This is a genomic window from Sinomonas cyclohexanicum (assembly GCF_020886775.1).
Lineage (GTDB): Bacteria > Actinomycetota > Actinomycetes > Actinomycetales > Micrococcaceae > Sinomonas > Sinomonas cyclohexanicum.
Genome location: NZ_AP024525.1, coordinates 621,626 through 638,667 on the forward strand (window position 1 = coordinate 621,626; position 17,042 = coordinate 638,667).

Annotated in this window: 16 protein-coding genes; 7 read left to right on the forward strand and 9 right to left on the reverse strand. The window is 72.0% G+C overall.

What is annotated here, in order from left to right; translation table 11 throughout:
- Positions 1 to 18 precede the first annotated feature (18 nt).
- Positions 19 to 432, forward strand: a complete 414-nt coding sequence (locus SCMU_RS03060) for a DUF3311 domain-containing protein (protein ID WP_229231539.1) — start codon at positions 19 to 21, stop codon at positions 430 to 432.
- Positions 429 to 2,090 (forward strand): monocarboxylate uptake permease MctP, encoded by a 1,662-nt coding sequence (gene mctP, locus SCMU_RS03065; RefSeq protein ID WP_229231541.1) that lies wholly within the window; start codon positions 429 to 431, stop codon positions 2,088 to 2,090. The genes SCMU_RS03060 and mctP overlap by 4 nt, the downstream gene beginning before the upstream one ends.
- Before the next feature lie 70 nt (positions 2,091 to 2,160).
- Here mctP and SCMU_RS03070 read toward each other — a convergent pair whose 3' ends face one another.
- From SCMU_RS03070 to SCMU_RS03080, 3 genes are all read right to left on the reverse strand, one after another.
- Positions 2,161 to 3,372 (reverse strand): DUF6707 family protein, encoded by a 1,212-nt coding sequence (locus SCMU_RS03070; protein ID WP_229231542.1) that lies wholly within the window; start codon positions 3,370 to 3,372, stop codon positions 2,161 to 2,163.
- Between the two features lie 77 nt (positions 3,373 to 3,449).
- Positions 3,450 to 3,989 carry an NUDIX hydrolase family protein gene (locus SCMU_RS03075; RefSeq protein ID WP_189692468.1) on the reverse strand — a complete coding sequence of 180 codons (540 nt, stop codon included), beginning with the start codon at positions 3,987 to 3,989 and terminating at the stop codon, positions 3,450 to 3,452.
- Between the two features lie 10 nt (positions 3,990 to 3,999).
- Positions 4,000 to 4,809: a hypothetical protein gene (locus SCMU_RS03080; protein ID WP_229231543.1), complete on the reverse strand. Its 810-nt coding sequence runs from the start codon at positions 4,807 to 4,809 to the stop codon at positions 4,000 to 4,002.
- A gap of 66 nt (positions 4,810 to 4,875) precedes the next feature.
- Between SCMU_RS03080 and SCMU_RS03085 the strand changes: the two genes are divergently transcribed.
- Entirely contained in the window at positions 4,876 to 5,466 is a 591-nt protein-coding gene (locus SCMU_RS03085; protein WP_229231544.1) for a YdeI/OmpD-associated family protein, read from the forward strand.
- 42 nt (positions 5,467 to 5,508) lie between these two features.
- Here the strand turns inward: SCMU_RS03085 and SCMU_RS03090 are convergent, their stop codons facing one another.
- On the reverse strand, positions 5,509 to 7,470 hold the full coding sequence (locus tag SCMU_RS03090; protein WP_229231545.1) for a glycogen debranching N-terminal domain-containing protein: 1,962 nt from the start codon (positions 7,468 to 7,470) through the stop codon (positions 5,509 to 5,511).
- A 126-nt stretch (positions 7,471 to 7,596) separates the two neighbouring features.
- Between SCMU_RS03090 and SCMU_RS03095 the strand changes: the two genes are divergently transcribed.
- On the forward strand, positions 7,597 to 8,310 hold the full coding sequence (locus SCMU_RS03095; RefSeq protein WP_229231546.1) for a phosphatase PAP2 family protein: 714 nt from the start codon (positions 7,597 to 7,599) through the stop codon (positions 8,308 to 8,310).
- A gap of 3 nt (positions 8,311 to 8,313) precedes the next feature.
- Positions 8,314 to 8,670: an acylphosphatase gene (locus tag SCMU_RS03100; RefSeq protein WP_371829628.1), complete on the forward strand. Its 357-nt coding sequence runs from the start codon at positions 8,314 to 8,316 to the stop codon at positions 8,668 to 8,670.
- A gap of 15 nt (positions 8,671 to 8,685) precedes the next feature.
- Here SCMU_RS03100 and SCMU_RS03105 read toward each other — a convergent pair whose 3' ends face one another.
- The 5 genes from SCMU_RS03105 to SCMU_RS03125 form a co-directional block, all read right to left on the reverse strand.
- Entirely contained in the window at positions 8,686 to 9,495 is an 810-nt protein-coding gene (locus SCMU_RS03105) for an MBL fold metallo-hydrolase (RefSeq protein ID WP_229231547.1), read from the reverse strand.
- 267 nt (positions 9,496 to 9,762) lie between these two features.
- Positions 9,763 to 10,911: an ABC transporter ATP-binding protein gene (locus tag SCMU_RS03110; RefSeq protein ID WP_443020205.1), complete on the reverse strand. Its 1,149-nt coding sequence runs from the start codon at positions 10,909 to 10,911 to the stop codon at positions 9,763 to 9,765.
- Positions 10,908 to 12,536 (reverse strand): ABC transporter permease, encoded by a 1,629-nt coding sequence (locus SCMU_RS03115; RefSeq protein ID WP_443020206.1) that lies wholly within the window; start codon positions 12,534 to 12,536, stop codon positions 10,908 to 10,910. Before SCMU_RS03115 ends, SCMU_RS03110 begins: the two co-directional genes overlap by 4 nt.
- Before the next feature lie 3 nt (positions 12,537 to 12,539).
- The gene (locus tag SCMU_RS03120; RefSeq protein WP_229231548.1) at positions 12,540 to 13,586 is read right to left on the reverse strand and encodes an iron ABC transporter substrate-binding protein; all 1,047 of its coding nucleotides are present in this window, start codon (positions 13,584 to 13,586) and stop codon (positions 12,540 to 12,542) included.
- A gap of 134 nt (positions 13,587 to 13,720) precedes the next feature.
- Positions 13,721 to 14,911: a glycoside hydrolase family 76 protein gene (locus tag SCMU_RS03125; protein WP_229231549.1), complete on the reverse strand. Its 1,191-nt coding sequence runs from the start codon at positions 14,909 to 14,911 to the stop codon at positions 13,721 to 13,723.
- Positions 14,912 to 15,019: 108 nt separating this feature from the next.
- On the opposite strand from SCMU_RS03125, the gene SCMU_RS03130 reads away from it, so the two are divergent.
- Positions 15,020 to 15,796: a 3-hydroxyacyl-CoA dehydrogenase gene (locus SCMU_RS03130; RefSeq protein ID WP_229231550.1), complete on the forward strand. Its 777-nt coding sequence runs from the start codon at positions 15,020 to 15,022 to the stop codon at positions 15,794 to 15,796.
- Entirely contained in the window at positions 15,793 to 17,025 is a 1,233-nt protein-coding gene (locus SCMU_RS03135) for an acyl-CoA dehydrogenase family protein (RefSeq protein WP_229231551.1), read from the forward strand. The genes SCMU_RS03130 and SCMU_RS03135 overlap by 4 nt, the downstream gene beginning before the upstream one ends.
- Positions 17,026 to 17,042: the final 17 nt, after the last annotated feature.

The window sequence follows — 17,042 nt, forward strand, 5'->3', positions numbered from 1 at the left end:
AGGCCAGAGGAGGTCTCGTTGTCCGAATCCACTGCGCCGACCCGCGACACACCCACGCGTGGCCCGGCCAAGCCCCTTCCCTACGTTGTGGCGGGCGTCCTGCTCGCGGTGGCCATCGTGCTCCCGCTCATGCCGCAGCTGTACTCCTTCGACGGGCCGCGCTGGGGCGGCATGCCGTTCTTCTACTGGTACCAGCTCGTCTGGGTTCCCATCTCGGCAGCGCTGAGTGGGGCCGCCTACTGGCTGGTCACGGGAGAGGACCGACGACGGCGCGCGGCCGCCCGCGGTGTTCGGCCTGCCGGCGGCGGCCCTGCCCCGCGCGGTGGAACCGGCGGCAGCAGCCCGGGCGCGGGTGGGCCGGGCGGCGGAGGCAAGCACACGGCGTCGTCCGACGGTGGCGCCGCTTCTGGCGAGGGAGGAGAGGCGCGATGAGCAACCGTCCGATCGACTGGGTCGCGCTCGTCATCGTGATCCTGCTGTTCCTCATCGTGGCGGTCATGGGGTTCATGGCAGCACGCTGGCGGAGGTCCAAGGAGGAGACCGGCCTGCACAGCCTCGACGAATGGGGCCTGGGCGGCCGCGGGTTCGGCACCTGGATCACGTGGTTCCTGCTAGGCGGCGACCTCTACACGGCCTACACGTTCGTGGCCGTGCCCGCCGCCATGTGGGCCACGGGCGCGGTGAGCGGCTTCTTCGCCGTTCCGTACACGATCGTGCTGTACCCGATCATCTTCATCATCATGAGCCGCCTCTGGTCCGTCTCGCACCGTCACGGGTACGTCACGAGCGCTGACTTCGTGGGCGGGCGCTACGGGAGCCGATGGCTGTCCCTCGCGGTCGCCGTGACGGGCATCGTCGCGACCATGCCCTACATCGCCCTGCAGCTTGTGGGCATCAAGGCGGTCCTGACCGTCCTGGGGCTCGGCAGCCCGGACAACGCGCTCTTGACCGACCTGCCGCTGATCATCGCGTTCGTGGTCCTGGCCGCCTACACGTACACGTCGGGGCTGCGCGCGCCGGCCATGATCGCCGTGGTGAAGGACCTGCTCATCTACCTCGCAGTGATCGTGGCCGTGATCTACCTGCCGATCAAGTTCGGCGGCTGGGACACGATCTTCGGGGCCGCGCAGACCAAGCTCGCCACCCCGAGCCCGGCCACTGGCAAGGCGTCCGGCGTCTTCATCCCGACCGAGGGCAGCTACTCGGCGTACTGGACGCTCGCGCTCGGCTCAGCGATGGCGCTGTTCATGTACCCGCACTCGGTCACGGGCGTGCTCGCGTCCAAGGCGCGCAACACGATCCGCCGCAACGCCGCGATCCTGCCGCTGTACTCGCTCATGCTCGGGTTCCTCGCGCTGCTGGGCTTCGTGGCGATCAAGGCCGGGACCAAGCCGATCGACCTCGATGGGAAGGTCAACCCGCAGCTTGTGGTGCCGCAGCTGTTCCTGGACCACTTCCCCTCGTGGTTCGCGGGCATCGCGCTGGCCGCGATCGCGATCGGCGCCCTCGTGCCGGCCGCGATCATGTCCATCGCCGCGGCCAACCTGTTCACGCGCAACGTGTACCGGGACTTCTTCCGGCCGGACGCGGATCCCAAGACCGAGGCGAACATCTCCAAGATCGTCTCGCTCGTGGTCAAGGTGGGGGCACTCATCTTCGTCATCGCCATGGACCAGTCCGCGGCGATCAACATGCAGCTCCTCGGCGGCATCTGGATCCTGCAGACGTTCCCGGCCGTCGTGGCGGGCCTGTACACGCGGTGGTTCGACCGGTGGGCGCTGCTCATCGGCTGGGCGGTGGGCATCATCTTCGGCACCGTCTCGGCGTACAACGTGGTCAACCCGTCCACGGGCGCGCACTTCGGCGGGTCGGTCGCGGCGATCCCCGGGACGAGCTTCAGCGTCTACATCGCCGTGTCCGCGTTCTCGCTCAACCTCATCGTTGCCGTGCTGCTCACGCTCGTCTTCCGGGCGTTCAAGGTGCCGCAGGGCGTGGATGCCACGCGGTCGTCCGACTACGGCGCGGACGAGACGGACCCGAAGGTCAAGCAGATCGAGGCCACGGCGGGACCGACGGGCCCGGTCGCGTAGCTCCACGTTGAGGGGTCATGTCCCTGCCTTGAGTGGTCAGGGACATGACCCCTCAACGTTCCGGGACGGGTCAGCCGCGGACGGCGTCCAGTTCCACGTCGATGCGGCGGTCGAGCTCGTCGAGGGGGAAGGCCGTCGATCCGCCGTGCGCGCGCAGGTGCAGGAGGCTGCCGAGGCGCAGCATGCGCCAGGCGCGTTCCTCGGCGTGGTCCTTGGCCCCGACCGCGCGCTCGACCTCCTTGTCATACAGGTTCGGCTGGTTGAGGGCCCGCTCGCGGACGCGCTCGGCCATCTTGGCCCGGAACGGGTCCGTCTCCGAGGTGTCCGGGGCGCGCAGGAGCTCCCCGTATGCGGCGGCCCGGTCCTCGTCGCCGCCCTCCCGGGCGAGGTGCGCGGCCAGGCCGAGGGTCGACTCGATCGAGGACCAGCGTGCGGGGTTGCCGTCGTACGGCAGGACGGCGAGGAGGTCCGCGACCTTGAGCGCGGCGTCCGGATCCTCCTGCCCCACGTACAGCTCGTAGGCGAGGTCGTGGAGGTCCCTCAGACATGCGCCCGACTTGAGGTTGATGCCCCTCGCGAGGCGCTGCGTGAGGTCGTGGACGGCATGCCTCCCGGGGTGCTCCCCATCGATGCGCACCATGAGCTCCTCGGGCTTCTCGTCCTGAGCCGGGATGCGCGCCACGAGGTCGGGGCGCGCGCCGTTCGGGCCGGCCGGAGCGGCGCCTGGAACGATCACGACGTCGCCCGTGTCCAGCGTGATCTCCGAGGGCCCGCGAAGCGGAGCAGCCGGCCTGGCAGGGGCCACGGCCACCGGGTCTACCGCGGCGGGCTCGGGGGCGCCCGCGGCCTGGGCGTCACGGGACCCGACCGCGGCGTCACGGGACCCGACCGCGGCGTCGCGGGACCCGACCGCGGCGGGGGTGGCGCGGCCGGAGAACAGAAGATCGGCGGGTCGGGGGGCCTTGCCGCGGCTGACCTTGACGCGCGCCCCGTGCGCCACCCGCAGGTTCATGTGGTTGTCCAGGACCGCGAAGTACAGGGCCGGGTTCCCGTAGTCGTCCATCACGGTGTCCACCTCGAGGACCTCGGCGCTGCGCGGGTCCCCGCCATCGCCGGGATCTGTGCCGCCGGTTCCATCGCCGCCGCCCGCACTGTCATTGCCGCGGGCAACGTCGTGCTCCTCGGGCAGGAGCAACCGCAGGCCGGGCTTGAGCTCGTGGGCGTCGATCTCGTGGAACTCAGGGGTTCCGGGCCGCTCGTGCGGCCCCGAGCTGTCGTGCATCTGGGGTCCTCCGTGGTGGCTTTCGGTCCGACCCCACCTTATAAACAATTGGTAACGGCGCCGTTCAGGCGCGCGGACTAGGGCGCGATCCCGGCGAACGCGAGCGCCTGGCGGACGAGCTCCCCCCGCCCGCCTACGAACTCCATCTGCACCGGCCCGCTGAGCACCTCGGCCGGGGACATCCACGTCAGCTCGAGCGCATCCTGGCGCGGCTGGCACTCGCCCGTGACCGGGATGACATAGGCGAGCGAGACGGCGTGCTGCCGCTCGTCGGTGAACCCGGTCTGCGAGGGCGAGGGGAAGTACTCGACCACCGTGAACGGCACCGGGCTGACGGGAAGCTGCGGGAGCGCGAGCGGGCCGAGGTCCTTCTCGAGGTGGCGCAGCAGCGCGGCCCGGATGGTCTCCTTGTACAGCACACGGCCGGAGACCAAGGAGCGCATCATGTTGCCCTCGTCGTCCGCCTGGAGGAGGAGCCCCACCTCGTTGACGTACCCGAGCGGGTCGAGGCGCACGGGCAGCGCCTCGACGTACAGCATGGGCAGCCGGTTCCGCGCCTCGTAGAGGTCCTCGGGGGAGAGCCAGCCGGGATACGGGTCGGGGGTGCGAACTGCCATGCCTACTGTTCTACCGCATCGCCGCCATGGTGTGGCGACCGGTCATGAGGATCGTGACTTCGCTACCGTCCGGTACCGCGACGCTCAGACGCACGACGCCGGCCGCGTCGCCTCCCGCGGGCGCCGTCGCTGAGGCGTCCCCCTCCCCTCCTGGGGCATCGGGTACATACCTCGACGCCATATGGCCCTCTCGGGTGCGCCCGACGGCGTTCCACCCGGCCAGCGCGAGCCGGGCCGCGAGCTCCCCGGGGTTCCCCGCGTACTCGAACGTGAGGCCGCCCGAGCGCGGTGTGTCCGCATCTGCGGGGACCGCGGCCAGCACACCGCCGTTCTTCGCCGTGAACTGGCGGGTGCCGGTCGCCTCGTCCGCGGCAGTCCCGCGCGGCCGGCCGCCGATTGCGGCGAGCGTCGCCGCCGCGCCGTCGGCGTCCCGCGTGACCCATTCGAGCCGCACGGTCAGGTCGGGGTCGGCATCGACGTAGCGCCCCGCGTGTTCGGTCGGTTCGGCCAGGAACTCGAAGCCGTCCGGTCCCGTGATCCTGACCCGCGCCCCGGCGGGCGTCTCCTCAAGAGCCGCCCGACCGCCGTCGTCCGCCGTGCGGCGCGCGAACTCCGCCGCGTCCCGGACCTCGACCCCGAACACGGTCGCGCCGTCCCGGGCCGAGCCCCTCTCCGCGGTGCGCAGGCGCACGCGGCCGCTGTGCGCGTCAAGGACGGCCCATCCGTCGCCCTCCTCGCCGGGGACCAGGCCCAGGTCCATCAGGAGCCGTCGCAGCTCGGACAGGGCCGACGTGTAGTGGGTCGCGAGGACGCGCAGCATGGGTCTCCTTCGGTAGGGCTGCCTCCATGGTTGCGCTCGGTTGGTCCAGCGGGAAGTCTTGGCTGCATGGCCCCCGAGCTGCCCGAACTCCTCGTCCCCGACGCGGCCGCCTGGCGCGGCTGGCTCGCCGAGCACCACGCCGACAGCCCCGGGGTGTGGCTCGTGCTGCACAAGAAGGGCGGGACCGTCACCGGGCTGCAGTACGAGCCGGCCGTGCTCGAGGCGCTGTGCTTCGGATGGATCGATGGGCAGCTGCGGACCCGGGATGCGGAGAGCTCCGCGATCCGCTTCACCCCGCGGACCCGGACCAGCGTCTGGTCCAAGACGAACGTGGAGCGGGTCGGGCGCCTCGAGGCCGAGGGGCGGATGACCGATGCTGGGCGTCGTGTCGTCGACGCGGCCAAGGCCGACGGCCGGTGGGAGCGCGCCTACGGAGGGGCCGCCACTGCCGAGGTTCCCGAGGACCTCGCGGCCGCCATCGCCGCCGTGCCCGAGGCGCAGGCGATGTTCGACGTCCTGACCTCCACCAACCGGTTCGCGCTCATCTACCGGACCACGACCGTCAAGCGGCCCGAGACGCGGGCGCGGAAGATCGCCGAATACGTGGACATGCTCGCGCGGCACGAGACGATCTACCCGCAGAAGAAGCGCCCCTGACCCCCGCGGGCGGACGACCCCGGCGTGGCGGGAGGCCCGACGCTACGGCAGCCTTCCCGCCGGGGCGAGGGCCCGGGCCACCACCACGGCCGAGGCCGCGCTCCACGCCTGCGGATGGCACGCCGCGGGGTACGCGAGGGCAATGCCCGAGGCGTCGGCCCCGACCCCCGAGAACAGCTCGGGCAGTGACCCGCCGAACGACTCCGCCGCCCGCAGCAGCCCCCGGGCCACGGTCGCAGCCTCGGCGCGGAACCCCTCGGCGAGCATGCCGCGGACGGCGATTGCCGTGTCGTGCGCCCACACGGACCCGCAGTGATAGCTCAGGGGCCAGTACCCCGCGGCGGCCGTGGAGAGCGTCCGGATCCCATACCCGCTGAAGAGCTCGGGCCCCAGCAGCCGGTCCACCACGAGCCGCGACTCGGCCGGATCGAGCAGGCCGGTGCCCAACAGGTGCCCCATGTTTGAGCCGGGCGAGTCGAGGGGAGTGCCGGCGCCGTCGAGCGCCATCGCCGGGAACGGCCCGGCGCCGTCGTGCACCCAGAACGATTCCCGGAACCGGTCCCGCAGCGCGCCGGCGAACTCGCGCAGCTCCCCGGCCTTGGCCCGCAGCCCGGACCCACCGCCGGGCTCGCGCAGCTCCTCGAACAGGTCCGCGGCCGCGAGCGCCGCCTGATGGGCATACCCCTGCACCTCCGCGAGGGCAATGGGCCCCTCGGCGCGGCGCCCGTCCATGAACTGCATCGCGTCCGCCGAGTCCTTCCAACCCTGATTGCTCAGGCCGTGGCCGGACTCGTCGCGGTACGCGAGGAACCCGGCCGGGCCGGTAGCCGCACCGAGGAGCCAGTCCGCGGCCCGGCGGGCGGCGGGCAGGAGCGCCCGGACGGCGTCGGGCGCGCGCCCCGTGCCCCACAGCTCCCCGAGGAGGCACAGCCACAGCGCCGTCGCGTCGACGGTGCCGTAGTAGACGGGAGGGAGGCGCAGCTGGTCGCCGCCGGGCCCGTGGGACACCACGAGCTCGCGGGCGCGGATCTCGTGCGGGATCTTCCCCGGTTCCTCCGCCGACTCCACGACCCGCTCCGACCCCTGGTACGCCGCGAGCGCCCGGAGCGTTCCGGCAGCGAGCGCGGAATCGTGCGGGAGCATGAGCCGCGCGGCCCACAGCGAATCGCGCCCGAACAGCGTGAAGTACCACGGTGCCCCGGCCGCGAGGAACGGCGCCTCGGGTGCGCGCGTCGTGACCAGGCGCAGCCCCGCGAGCTGGCGCAGCGACGCGGCCTCGAGACGGCCGGCGGGCCCGGGCCGCGACTCCGGGGCGACCGCGGCCTCCCCGCCCGGGGCCGGACGCACGACGGCGCCCGCGTCCTCGAGCGTGACGCTCCACTCCGCGGCGAACGGCACACCCCGGCGCAGCGCCGCGGACCAGACGAGCGACGGGTGCCCCGAGGGGAACCCGTCCGTGTCGTCGGAGTCCACGTCGATCGCGGTCACGATGCGCGCCCCCGGCGTCGCCGGGGTGACCACGGCGGTCCTGCCGTCGGCCGCCCAGGCGAGCCGGGCGGCGTCGTGCGCGGGCTCCACCGGCGCGACGTCGCCGCCCACCCGCACCGCGTCCATCGGCGCGAAGTCCGCGCCGAGGTGCACGGCGAGTGTGCAGGCGAGCTCGGGCAGGGACGTCGAGAGCTCGACCCGGTGCCGCACCAGCCCTGGCGTGACGGTCCACATCTGGACCACCCGCACGGCGGGGTCGAGCGTGGGCCCGGCAATGTTCCTCGCGAGCCCGTCCACGGTGAGGCGGCTGCCGTCCGCGGCAACGCCCACCGCCTGCGGCTCGACGCCGTCCACCGTCACGAGGGCGTGGTCGAGGAAGCGCGTGTCCGCGTGGAACACCCCGGTGAGCCCCGCAGGGTCCGGGGCGAGGCGCCCGTCCGCGCCGACCCACACTTGCGAAGGGGCGGCCACGGAGACGTGCTGGCGGTGCAGGGACGGCTGGAGGAGCTCGCTCATGCCGTCACGCTACCCCCGCGCCCCGACAATCGAAACGGCCCGGGCAGCGCGCGGACCGCCCCGATTCCCAGCAACCGCCGAGCTTCCTCCCGGCAGCCTCCAACGTCCCTCCGCGACACTTGAATGATGCTCCACGTCCCTGCGTACTCGAGGCGCGTCGCAGCCGTCCTCCTGGCCGCGGCGGGCATCGTGATGTTCGGGTTGCTCCTCGAATCCATCGCCGGCGACTGGGGCCTCGCCGACCTCGACTGGCCCATCCTCGACGGGCTCGCCGCACACCGCTCCGCCCCCCTCACCGCCGCGGCCGAGGCGCTCCGCGCGGCGTCCGGCCCACTCGTGACGATGGGTGCCGCGGCGGCGATCGCCCTCGCGTGGGGTGTGGCCCGGCGTGAGCTGTGGCGCCCGGCACTGCTCCTCGGCGCGAGCCTCGCGGACTTCCTCCTCGTCACCGGCGCCCGGCTCTGGGTGGGCCGGGCCCGGCCCCCGGCCTGGTTCGAGGCGGTGGGCGGCATCGACGCGCCCGCGTTCCCCGCCGTCCACACCTCGGGGGCCCTCACGCTGCTGCTCGTGGCCCTCTACCTCGCCTACTCGCGGCGGGCAAGCGCGCGGGGCCTCGGGTCCGCGGCGGTGAGCGCGGGGATCGTGGCACTCGCCGTCGCGGGGTGCGACCTCTACCTCGGCCGGCACTGGCTCACCGACGTCGTGGCGGCGTGGGCGATCAGCGCCGTCGTGCTCGCCGCGGTCGTGTGGATCGACGCGCTTCGGCTGCCGGCGCACGCGGGGGCCGCGCGGCCCGCCGGCTCGGAGGTGGCGGGCTCCCGGTCCCCGGCGGACACTTGAGGCATGCCGCTCTTCCGTCGCCACGGTACGCACGGTCCCGACGCCCCTCGCGCCGCTGGCTCGCCGGGCGCCATCGGCACCTCTGACGGGCCTGCGCGGCTCGAGGCCAGGGTCTCGGGGATCGTGCAGGGGGTCGGGTTCCGGTACTGGACGCTCGCGGAAGCGGAGAAGCGCGGGCTCGTGGGCTCCGCGGGGAACCTGCCGGACGGGACCGTGCAGGTCGTGGCGGAGGGCCCCCGCGCCGGCGTTGAGGGGCTGCTGGCATGGCTACGCTCGGGCGAGACGCCGGGGCGCGTGGACCGCGTGGACGCGGGGTTCGCGCCCGCGACGGGGGAGTTCAGCCGATTCAGCCTGTTCTGACGGCGGCCCTTTGGCCTACGCCCAGCCGCGCAGGTAGTCCAGCTGCGCCGCGACGGAGTTCTCGGCGGCACCGCGCACGCTCGCGTCGATGTCCGTGTAGACGGCGTCGGTGACGGCGGCGATGGAGGCGTCCTGCCCGAGGTGCGCGAGGGCCGCGCGCACCTGATCGAGCCGCTCCTCGCGGTGGGCGAGGTACGCGCCGGCTATCTGTGCGAGGTCCGGGAGAACTGGCCCATGGGCCGGCAGCACCGTGGCCGGGCCGAGGGCCTCGAGCCTGCGCAGCGTCGCGAGGTAGTCGCCGAGGCGGCCGTCCGGGAACACGATGACCGTGGTCCCACGGCCCAGGATGGTGTCCCCGGTGAGGACGGCGCCCTGTTCGCCGTCGTCGGGGAGGTGGAGGCAGATCGAGTCCGCGGTGTGCCCGGGCGTGGCGAGGACGTCGATCCGCACGCCCGCGGCGTCAAGGCGCTCGCCGTCGTCGAGCGGGCCGGCGCCGAGGCACAGGGCCGCATCTCTCGCTCGGACCGGGGCGCCGGTCAGGCGGTGGAACTCCTCGGCGGCCTCGGTGTGGTCCGGATGGTGGTGGGTCAGGACGATGAGCTCCACGTGCCCGGTTCCCGCGAGCTCAGCGAGGTGCTCGTCGTCGAGCGGTCCCGGGTCCACGACGACCACCGAGTCCGATCCCGGAGCCGCGATCACGTACGAGTTCGTCCCATCCAGGCTCATCGGCCCGGGGTTCGGGGCGAGGCGGTACCGGGTCAGCGCGGAGCTGGCGACCCACCGGGTGGCGGGCCCGTCGCGGTAGGGGGTCACGTCGTCGGCCATGCGACCAGCCTAGCCGCGGGCGCACGACGGCGCGCGCCCTCCCGGGCGCCCGTTGGCCGCCGAGGTGAGGCGCCGTCGTCGTCCGCACTCGTTTCGGGTACAGAAACTCGCCCGCGAGGCCGTCTCGGGTATACGTCTCACCGCGTCGGACGATCTCGGGTACGCGTCGGATCGCCCTCGAGCGGAGCATCGGGCAAGACCGCGGCTGACCGTGTTCCCGAGATGGTCCAAGGCTCGAGTTGGCGTACCCGAGATGGTGGGGTGGGGCTACTCGAGCGGGAAGGCGACGCCCTCGCCGATGACCTTGAGCGCGAGGTCCATCCCCGCGCGGGCCATGGCGGCATTCCAGTGGCGGATCGTGATGATCTCGCCGCCGCCGGGAATGCGAGGGTCAGCAGGGCGCTCGGGCAGCTTGATCCGCACCGACGACTCGGGACCGAAGTAGTCCCAGTCCAGGACGGTGCCGTGGATGCGGGAGTCGGCGGCGATGCGGATCTGCTCGGGGCGCAGCATGATCTGCACACGGCCCTGCGCCGGCGGGCGGCGCACGGGGATCGCCCCGAGCGAGCACATCGCGAGGGACCCCTCGAGCCATGCCTCGAGGATCACGGCGTCGCCGAGGAACTCGGCGGTGGAGCGGTCGGCGGGCCGGGTGTACACGACGAACGGGTTGCCGATCTGCGCGAGCTTCCCGCCGCGCATCACCGCGACCTGGTCGGCGAAGGAGAGCGCCTCGGCCTGATCGTGGGTGACGAGGATGGTGGTGACGCCGGCGTCGTGCAGGACCTTGCCGATCGCGCGGCGGGTGGCGACGCGGAGGCCGGCGTCGAGCGCGGAGAACGGCTCGTCCAGGAGCATGACCTCCGGCTCGCAGGCCATCGCGCGGGCCAGCGCGATGCGCTGCTGCTGCCCGCCGGAGAGCTGGTGCGGGCGGCGCCTGGCGTAGGAGCCGTCCAGGGCCACCATGTCCAGGAGCTCCTCGACCCGCCCCGCGACGGCCTTGCGCCCGCGGAACTTGTCCCGATCGAGGCCGAACGCCACGTTCTGCCCCACGGACAGGTGCGGGAAGAGTGCGCCGTCCTGCGCCACGTAGCCGATGTTGCGCCGGTGCGCGGGCACCCAGGTGGATCCGGCGACCTCGCGCCCGTCCATGAGGATCCGGCCCGTGTCAGGGGCCTCGAACCCGGCGATGAGGCGCAGGAGCGTGGTCTTGCCCGACCCGCTCGGTCCCACGATCGCCGTCGTGCCCCCGCGGGCCACGGACAGGTTGATGCCCTTGAGCACCAGCTGGTGCCCGAAGTTCTTGGTGACGCCCTCGATGTCGAGGTGGTGGTCCGCCGTCTGGGCGATCTGCGGGGAGACGCGCGGCTCCGGCAGTCGGGCCGAGCTGACGGGGGTGGGGGTCTGTTCGGTCACTGTCCGGCTGCTTTCTTGGACTGCTGGAACAACAGGTACGTCATGGGGGCGGAGATCGCGATCATGAGGAGCGCGTACGGGGCCGCGCCCACATAGTCGATTTCGCTCGAGAGCGCCCAGAACTCGGTGGCGAGGGTCTTGGTGCCGAGCGGAGAGAGCAGGAGTGTGGCCGTCAGCTCGTTGATGACGGCCAGGAACACCAGGGCCGCGCCCCCCGCGGCGGCCGGCGCGGCGAGGCGCAGGGTCACGCGGAAGAACGCCAGGAGCGGCGGCTTCCCGAGGGCGCGGGCCGACTCCTCGAGTTCCTTGGGCGCCTGGGCCAGGCCTGCGCGAAGGTTCACGAGGGCCCGCGGAAGGAACAGCAGGACGTACGCGGCCACGAGGAGCCCCGTGGTCTGGTAGACGCCCGGCACCGCGCGGAGGGCCACGGTGACGAATGCGAGGGCCAGCACGATCCCGGGCATGGAGCTCGTGACGTAGTTGGCCAGCTCGAGCGCCCGCGACAGCCAGCCCGCATACCGGTCCGCGAGGAACGCGAGCGGGAACGCGACGACCGTGGTCACGATCGCGCCGAGGAGCCCGAGCCACAGGCTGGACCCGAGGGCGCCGGCCAGCTCGTCGGTCTGCCAGATCCTGGCCCCGCCCTGCGCGGCCCACGTGACGGTCATCCAGAGCGGCACACCCACGGCGAGCACCGCGAGCCCGAGGAGCCCGATCTGGGCGGGCGCCTCCCACGCGCCGAGGCGGAGTCTCGTGGGGGCGGCCTGTGCGCCCGATCCGATGCGGGCGTAGCGGGCGTTCCCGCGCAGCCGCGCCTCGATGACGAGCAGGACAAGGCACACCGTGACGAGCACGGAGGCGAGCATGTTGCCCGCTGCCCCGTTGAACGTGGAGCGGTACTGCTCCATGATCGCGGTGGTGAACGTGTCGAAGCGGATCATCGCGAACGCGCCGTACTCCGCGAGGAGGTGCAGCGCGACGAGCAGCGCCCCGCCGGCGATGGCGATCCGCAGCTGCGGCAGCACCACGCGGAAGAACACCTTCCACGAGCCCAGCCCCAGCGACGCGGCGGACTGCTCGATCGCCGGGTCCATCCGGGACAGGGTCGCCGCCGCGGGGATGTAGACGAGCGGGTAGTACGAGAGTGTCGCGATGAGGACCCCGGAGAACACGCCCTCGAGGCTGGGCACCGCGGAGACCCACGCGTACGAGTTCACGAATGCCGGGATCGCCAGCGGCGCCGCGAGCAGCACGGCCCAGACCTTGTTCCCCTTCAGCGAGGTCCGCTCCACGAGCCACGCGCCGCCGACCCCGAGCACGATGCACAGCGGCACCGTGATGAGCATGAGCATCAGGGTGTTGCCCAGGAGCTCGAGCGTGCGGGGACGGAAGATGAGCGCCGTGGCCGTGTCCCAGCCGGTCGAAATGGTCGTGGCGACCACAAACCCGAGGGGAATGAGGGAAGCGGCGGTGATGAGAGAGGCGAGGAGCACGACACCGACCGGAGGGAGGGCGCGGCGCTGCAGACCACGACGGGGGCGAGGGCGCTTGCCCTCGCCCGCCGTCGTCGCCTCGCCCGGCGCCGGTGTCCCGGCGGGGGAAGCGGTGGCTGGGACCTGATCCAATGCTTAGAGGAGTCCTGCTGCGGTCATGAGGTCGTTGACCTTCTTCGAGTTGAGCTTGGCCGGATCGATCTTAGGCGCGTCGAGGTCCGTCAGGGGTACAAGCTTTTCATTGGACGGAACGTTGGAGCCCACTGCGTACTCGAAGGACGTCCCCTTCTGGAGGACCTCCTGGCCCTTCTTGCCCGTGACGAACCTGAGGAACGCCTGCGCCGCGGCCTGGTTCTTGGAGGACTTGAGGACGCCGCCGCCGGAGATCGAGACGAAGGCGCCCGGGTCCTGGTTCTTGAAGTACTCGAGGCTGACATTCTTGGAGTTCTCGCCGGTCTGCGCCTGGTCGCCGAACCAGTAGTAGTGGTAGATGACGGCGCCGTCGACCTCGCCGGCGTTGACGGCCTTCATGGCCGTCGAGTTGCCCTTGTAGATCTTGGCGTTGTCCTTCATGGCCTTGAGCCAGTCGCCGGTGGCCGACTCGCCCTTGAGTTCGAGCATGGCGGAGATGATCGCCTGGAAGTCGGCGCCGGACGGCGAAGCGGCCCAGCGGCCCTTCCACTCGGGCTTCGCGAGGTCCATGAGCGACTTCGGGAGCTGGTCCTGGGAGAGCTTGGCCTTGTTGTACGCGAACACGGTGGAGCGGGCGGCGATGCCGATCCACTTGTTCGTGGACGGCCGGTACTCGGCGGGGACCTGGGCGACGGTGCCCGGGTCGACGTCCGTGAAGAGGCCCGCGTTCTCCACCTGCGTCATCGCGGGGGAGTTCTCGGTCAGGAACACGTCCGCAGGGGAGTTGGCGCCTTCCTGGATGATCTGGTTCGACATCTCGGTGTCGTCGCCCTGCCGGTAGTTGACCTTGATGCCGGTCTCGGCGGTGAAGGCGTCGATCCACTCCTTGGTGAGCGACTCGTGCTGGGCGTTGTACACGGTGATGGTGGCGCCGGGCGTCGCGGCACCCGAGGAACCGCCGGAGGGGGTCGACGTGCCGCACGCGGCCAGTCCGAGGGTGGCCGCTGCGGCCATCGCGAGGCCAGCGAGGGCCCGGGGGCGGAGCTTCATGGGAGCGTCCCTTTCGTGGGTCACGGGTGGAGTGACGACGTCAGGATCGACTGTAGGTTAGCCACACCTAAGAAACCGCCGATTCTCGTCTTAATGTGATGTAAATCACATCAATTACGCAACCTTGAGCTTCGCTAATCGCGCTGAGGCTTCCGCTCAAGCGTGAGCTCGTGCGCGAACTCGAGCACCATCCACGCCTGCAGCTGGGTGGACAGCTCAACGCGGCGCCCTGGCGGATACTCGTCCGACGCCGCCTGGCCGGGCTTCTGGGGGAACGTCCAGTAGGTCTCGCCTCCCTGGGCGCCCCTCCGGGCCTGCCGCTCCTCCGCCCCCGACCACAGGGCCTCCGCAGTGTCGACGACGAGCCGTCTGGCCGTCGCGCGGGCCTCGGGCGAGACGCTCCGGCTGACGGCGGCCACGGTGAGGTAGCGGGCCAGGATCCCCATGAAGAGCCCGCCGTCACCGCCTCCGTCGCCCCTCAGCGCGCGGCCCCGCGCGCCGTCGTGCGTCTCCCAGTCCACCGTGAGGTGCGCGTCGACCGCGGCGATGAGCGCCTCCGCGCGGGCGAGGTTCTCCGGCCCGCCGAGGGCCACGAGGGCACCGAGCACCGGGCCCTGGTTGTAGGTCCAGATGCCCTCGATGAGCTCGGTGGTGCCGTCCCGGTTGAGGTTGATGCCGTCGAGGTAGAGTCCCCGGGCCGGGTCGAACAGCGTGCTGTGGAGCCAGTCGACAAGGGCCTGGGCGCGCCCGCGGTCCCCCGAGCGGGCGAAGAAGAGCGCGGCGGGCGAGGTGGCCGGGGTGTTCTTGAACCGGCGCTGCGTGTTCCAGAACAGCCCGCCGCCCCCATCCGAGGTGTTCGCCGAGACGAGCTGGCGGCCCAGGGTCCGCGCCACGGTGCGCGCGTCGCGGAGCCCATGGTGCGTGACGAGCTCGGTCAGGTGCTCGGCGCGGTCGGCGGCGAGGCAGAGCCACGCCATGTCGTCGTAGAACGCGTTGCGGTACTGGAAGAAGTTCCGGACCTTGATCGAGGCGAGCAGCGCGCGGGCGAGCCGCAGTTCCCGCGGCCCACCTCCCCGCGAGGGGTCGTCTCCCTGTGCTGAGGGGTCATGTCCGAGCTGGCGCCACGACGCGTCCACGAGGCAGTCCAGATAGTGGGCCTGCCACCAGTAGTGCCACGGATCCCACGGGCGGCCGATCTTCCGGGCCGGCCGCGCGATCGAGGCGATCCAGGTTCCCGGGACGACGCGCAGGATCCGGTGCCCGAACCCCTCGTTGACGCTGTCCGCGGCGGCTTGGGCACGCTCCGCCCAGGTCGTTGGCTGCATGGGCTCCAGCGTAGTGCGGCCCGTATCGTGACCTGTGTCACTGATGTCGGATAGGATCGAGTCAGTTAGTGGCTGTTAACTGGAAGTTGGCTGGAGTACGGAGGGACCATGGAACTTCACGGCGCGAGCGCGCTCATCACCGGAGGGGCCTCGGGCCTGGGGGCGGCCACGGCGCGGCGCCTGCACGCGGACGGGGCCGCCGTCGTGCTCGTGGACCTGCCCGGCAGTGCCGGCGAGGCACTCGCGGCTGAGCTGGGGGACCGCGCGACGTTCGCCCCCGCAGACGTGACCGACGAGCAGCAGGTGCGGGCCGCCGTCGTGCGCGCCGGCGAGCTCGCGCCGCTGCGTGTGGTCGTGAACTGCGCCGGAATCGCGACGCCGGGCAAGGTCCTGGGGCGCGAGGGCGTGCTGCCGCTCGAGCAATTCGAGCGCGTGATCCGGGTGAACCTGGTCGGAAGCTTCAACGTGATCCGGCTCGCCGCGGAGGCGATGGTGGCGACCGAGCCCGTCTCGACCGAGCTCGGCGGCCCGGAACGCGGCGTCATCGTGAACACGGCCTCCGTCGCCGCCTTCGACGGGCAGATCGGCCAGCCCGCCTACTCCGCCTCGAAAGGCGCCGTGCACGCGATGACGCTGCCGATCGCGCGGGAGCTCGCGCGCTCGCTCATCCGCGTGGTCACGATCGCTCCCGGCATCTTCGAGACCCCCATGATGGCGGGGCTCTCGCAGGAGGCCCAGGCCTCGCTCGGGGCACAGGTGCCGCATCCCGCGCGGCTCGGACGGCCCGCCGAGTACGCGAACCTCGTGGCCCACATCGTGGACAACGCGATGCTCAACGGCGAGACCATCCGCCTCGACGGCGCCATCCGGATGGCGCCCAAGTGACGCCAGAGCGCCACGACTTCACCCCGAAGAGCACAGTCGGCGAGCTGCCCGCCGCCGACTACTACGACGTCGAGCGCCGCCTCGACGCCCGCGAGCGGGCCAAGCTCGGTGAGCTGCGCGAGTTCCTCGCCGCGGAAGTCGCGCCGTACGCGGTGGGCTGGTGGGAGCGGGAGGAGTTCCCGCATACGGTGCTGCCGAAGCTCGCCGCACTGGGGCTGTCGACGCCGCGCCGGCACGGCTACTCCCGCTTGTTCACGGGCCTCGTGATCGCCGAGCTGACCCGCGTGGACACCTCGATCGCGACGTTCTTCATGGTCCACCACGACCTGTTCGTCGAGGGTCTCTACGAGTTCGGCACGCCCGAGCAGCGCTCGCGGTACCTCGGAGACGCCGCGTCCCTGCGCACCACGGGCGCGTTCGCCCTGACCGAGCCCGAGCACGGCTCCGACGTTGCCGGCGGACTCTCGCTCGCGGCTCGCCGCGACGGCGATTCGTGGGTGCTCGACGGCGCGAAGCGCTGGATCGGCAACGGCACCTTCGCGGACCACCTCCTCGTGTGGGCGCGGGAGGTTGGCTCCTCGGGTCCGGTGACGCACGACGGCGAGGGGCCGGGGGCGGTGCGCGCGTTCATCGTCGCGGGAGACTCGCCCGGGCTCACGCGGACGCGGATCGAGCACAAGACGGCCCTGCGGACAGTCCAGAATGCGGACCTGGTGTTCGACGGCGTGCGGGTGGCCGAGGCGGACCGGTTCGCCTCGGTCTCCTCGTTCGACGACGCCCGCACTATGCTGCTCGGGTCCCGGCTCCTCGTCTCGTGGCAGGCCGTGGGCCAGCAGCTCGCCGCGTTCGACGTGGCGCGGGCGTACGCGCTCGAGCGGGAGCAGTTCGGGAGGCCGCTCGCGAGGTTCCAGATGGTCCAGAGCCAGCTCGTGCAGATGCTCGGCAACGCGACCGCGTCCATGGCGATGCTCGCCGAGCTCGCCGCGCTCCAGGAGTCCGGCCAAGCGACGATGGCCCGTGTGGCCCTGGCCAAGGCATGGGTGACGGCGCGGATGCGGGAAACCGTGGCGCTGGGCCGTGGGGTCCTCGGCGGAAATGGGATCCTTGCCGACTTCGGCATGGCCAAGGTCTTCGCGGACGCCGAGGCGATCTACACGTACGAGGGCACGTACGAGGTCAACGCGCTCATCGCCGGCCGCGACATCACGGGGGTCTCCGCCATTGCGTGAGGGGTCACTTCCCCGTT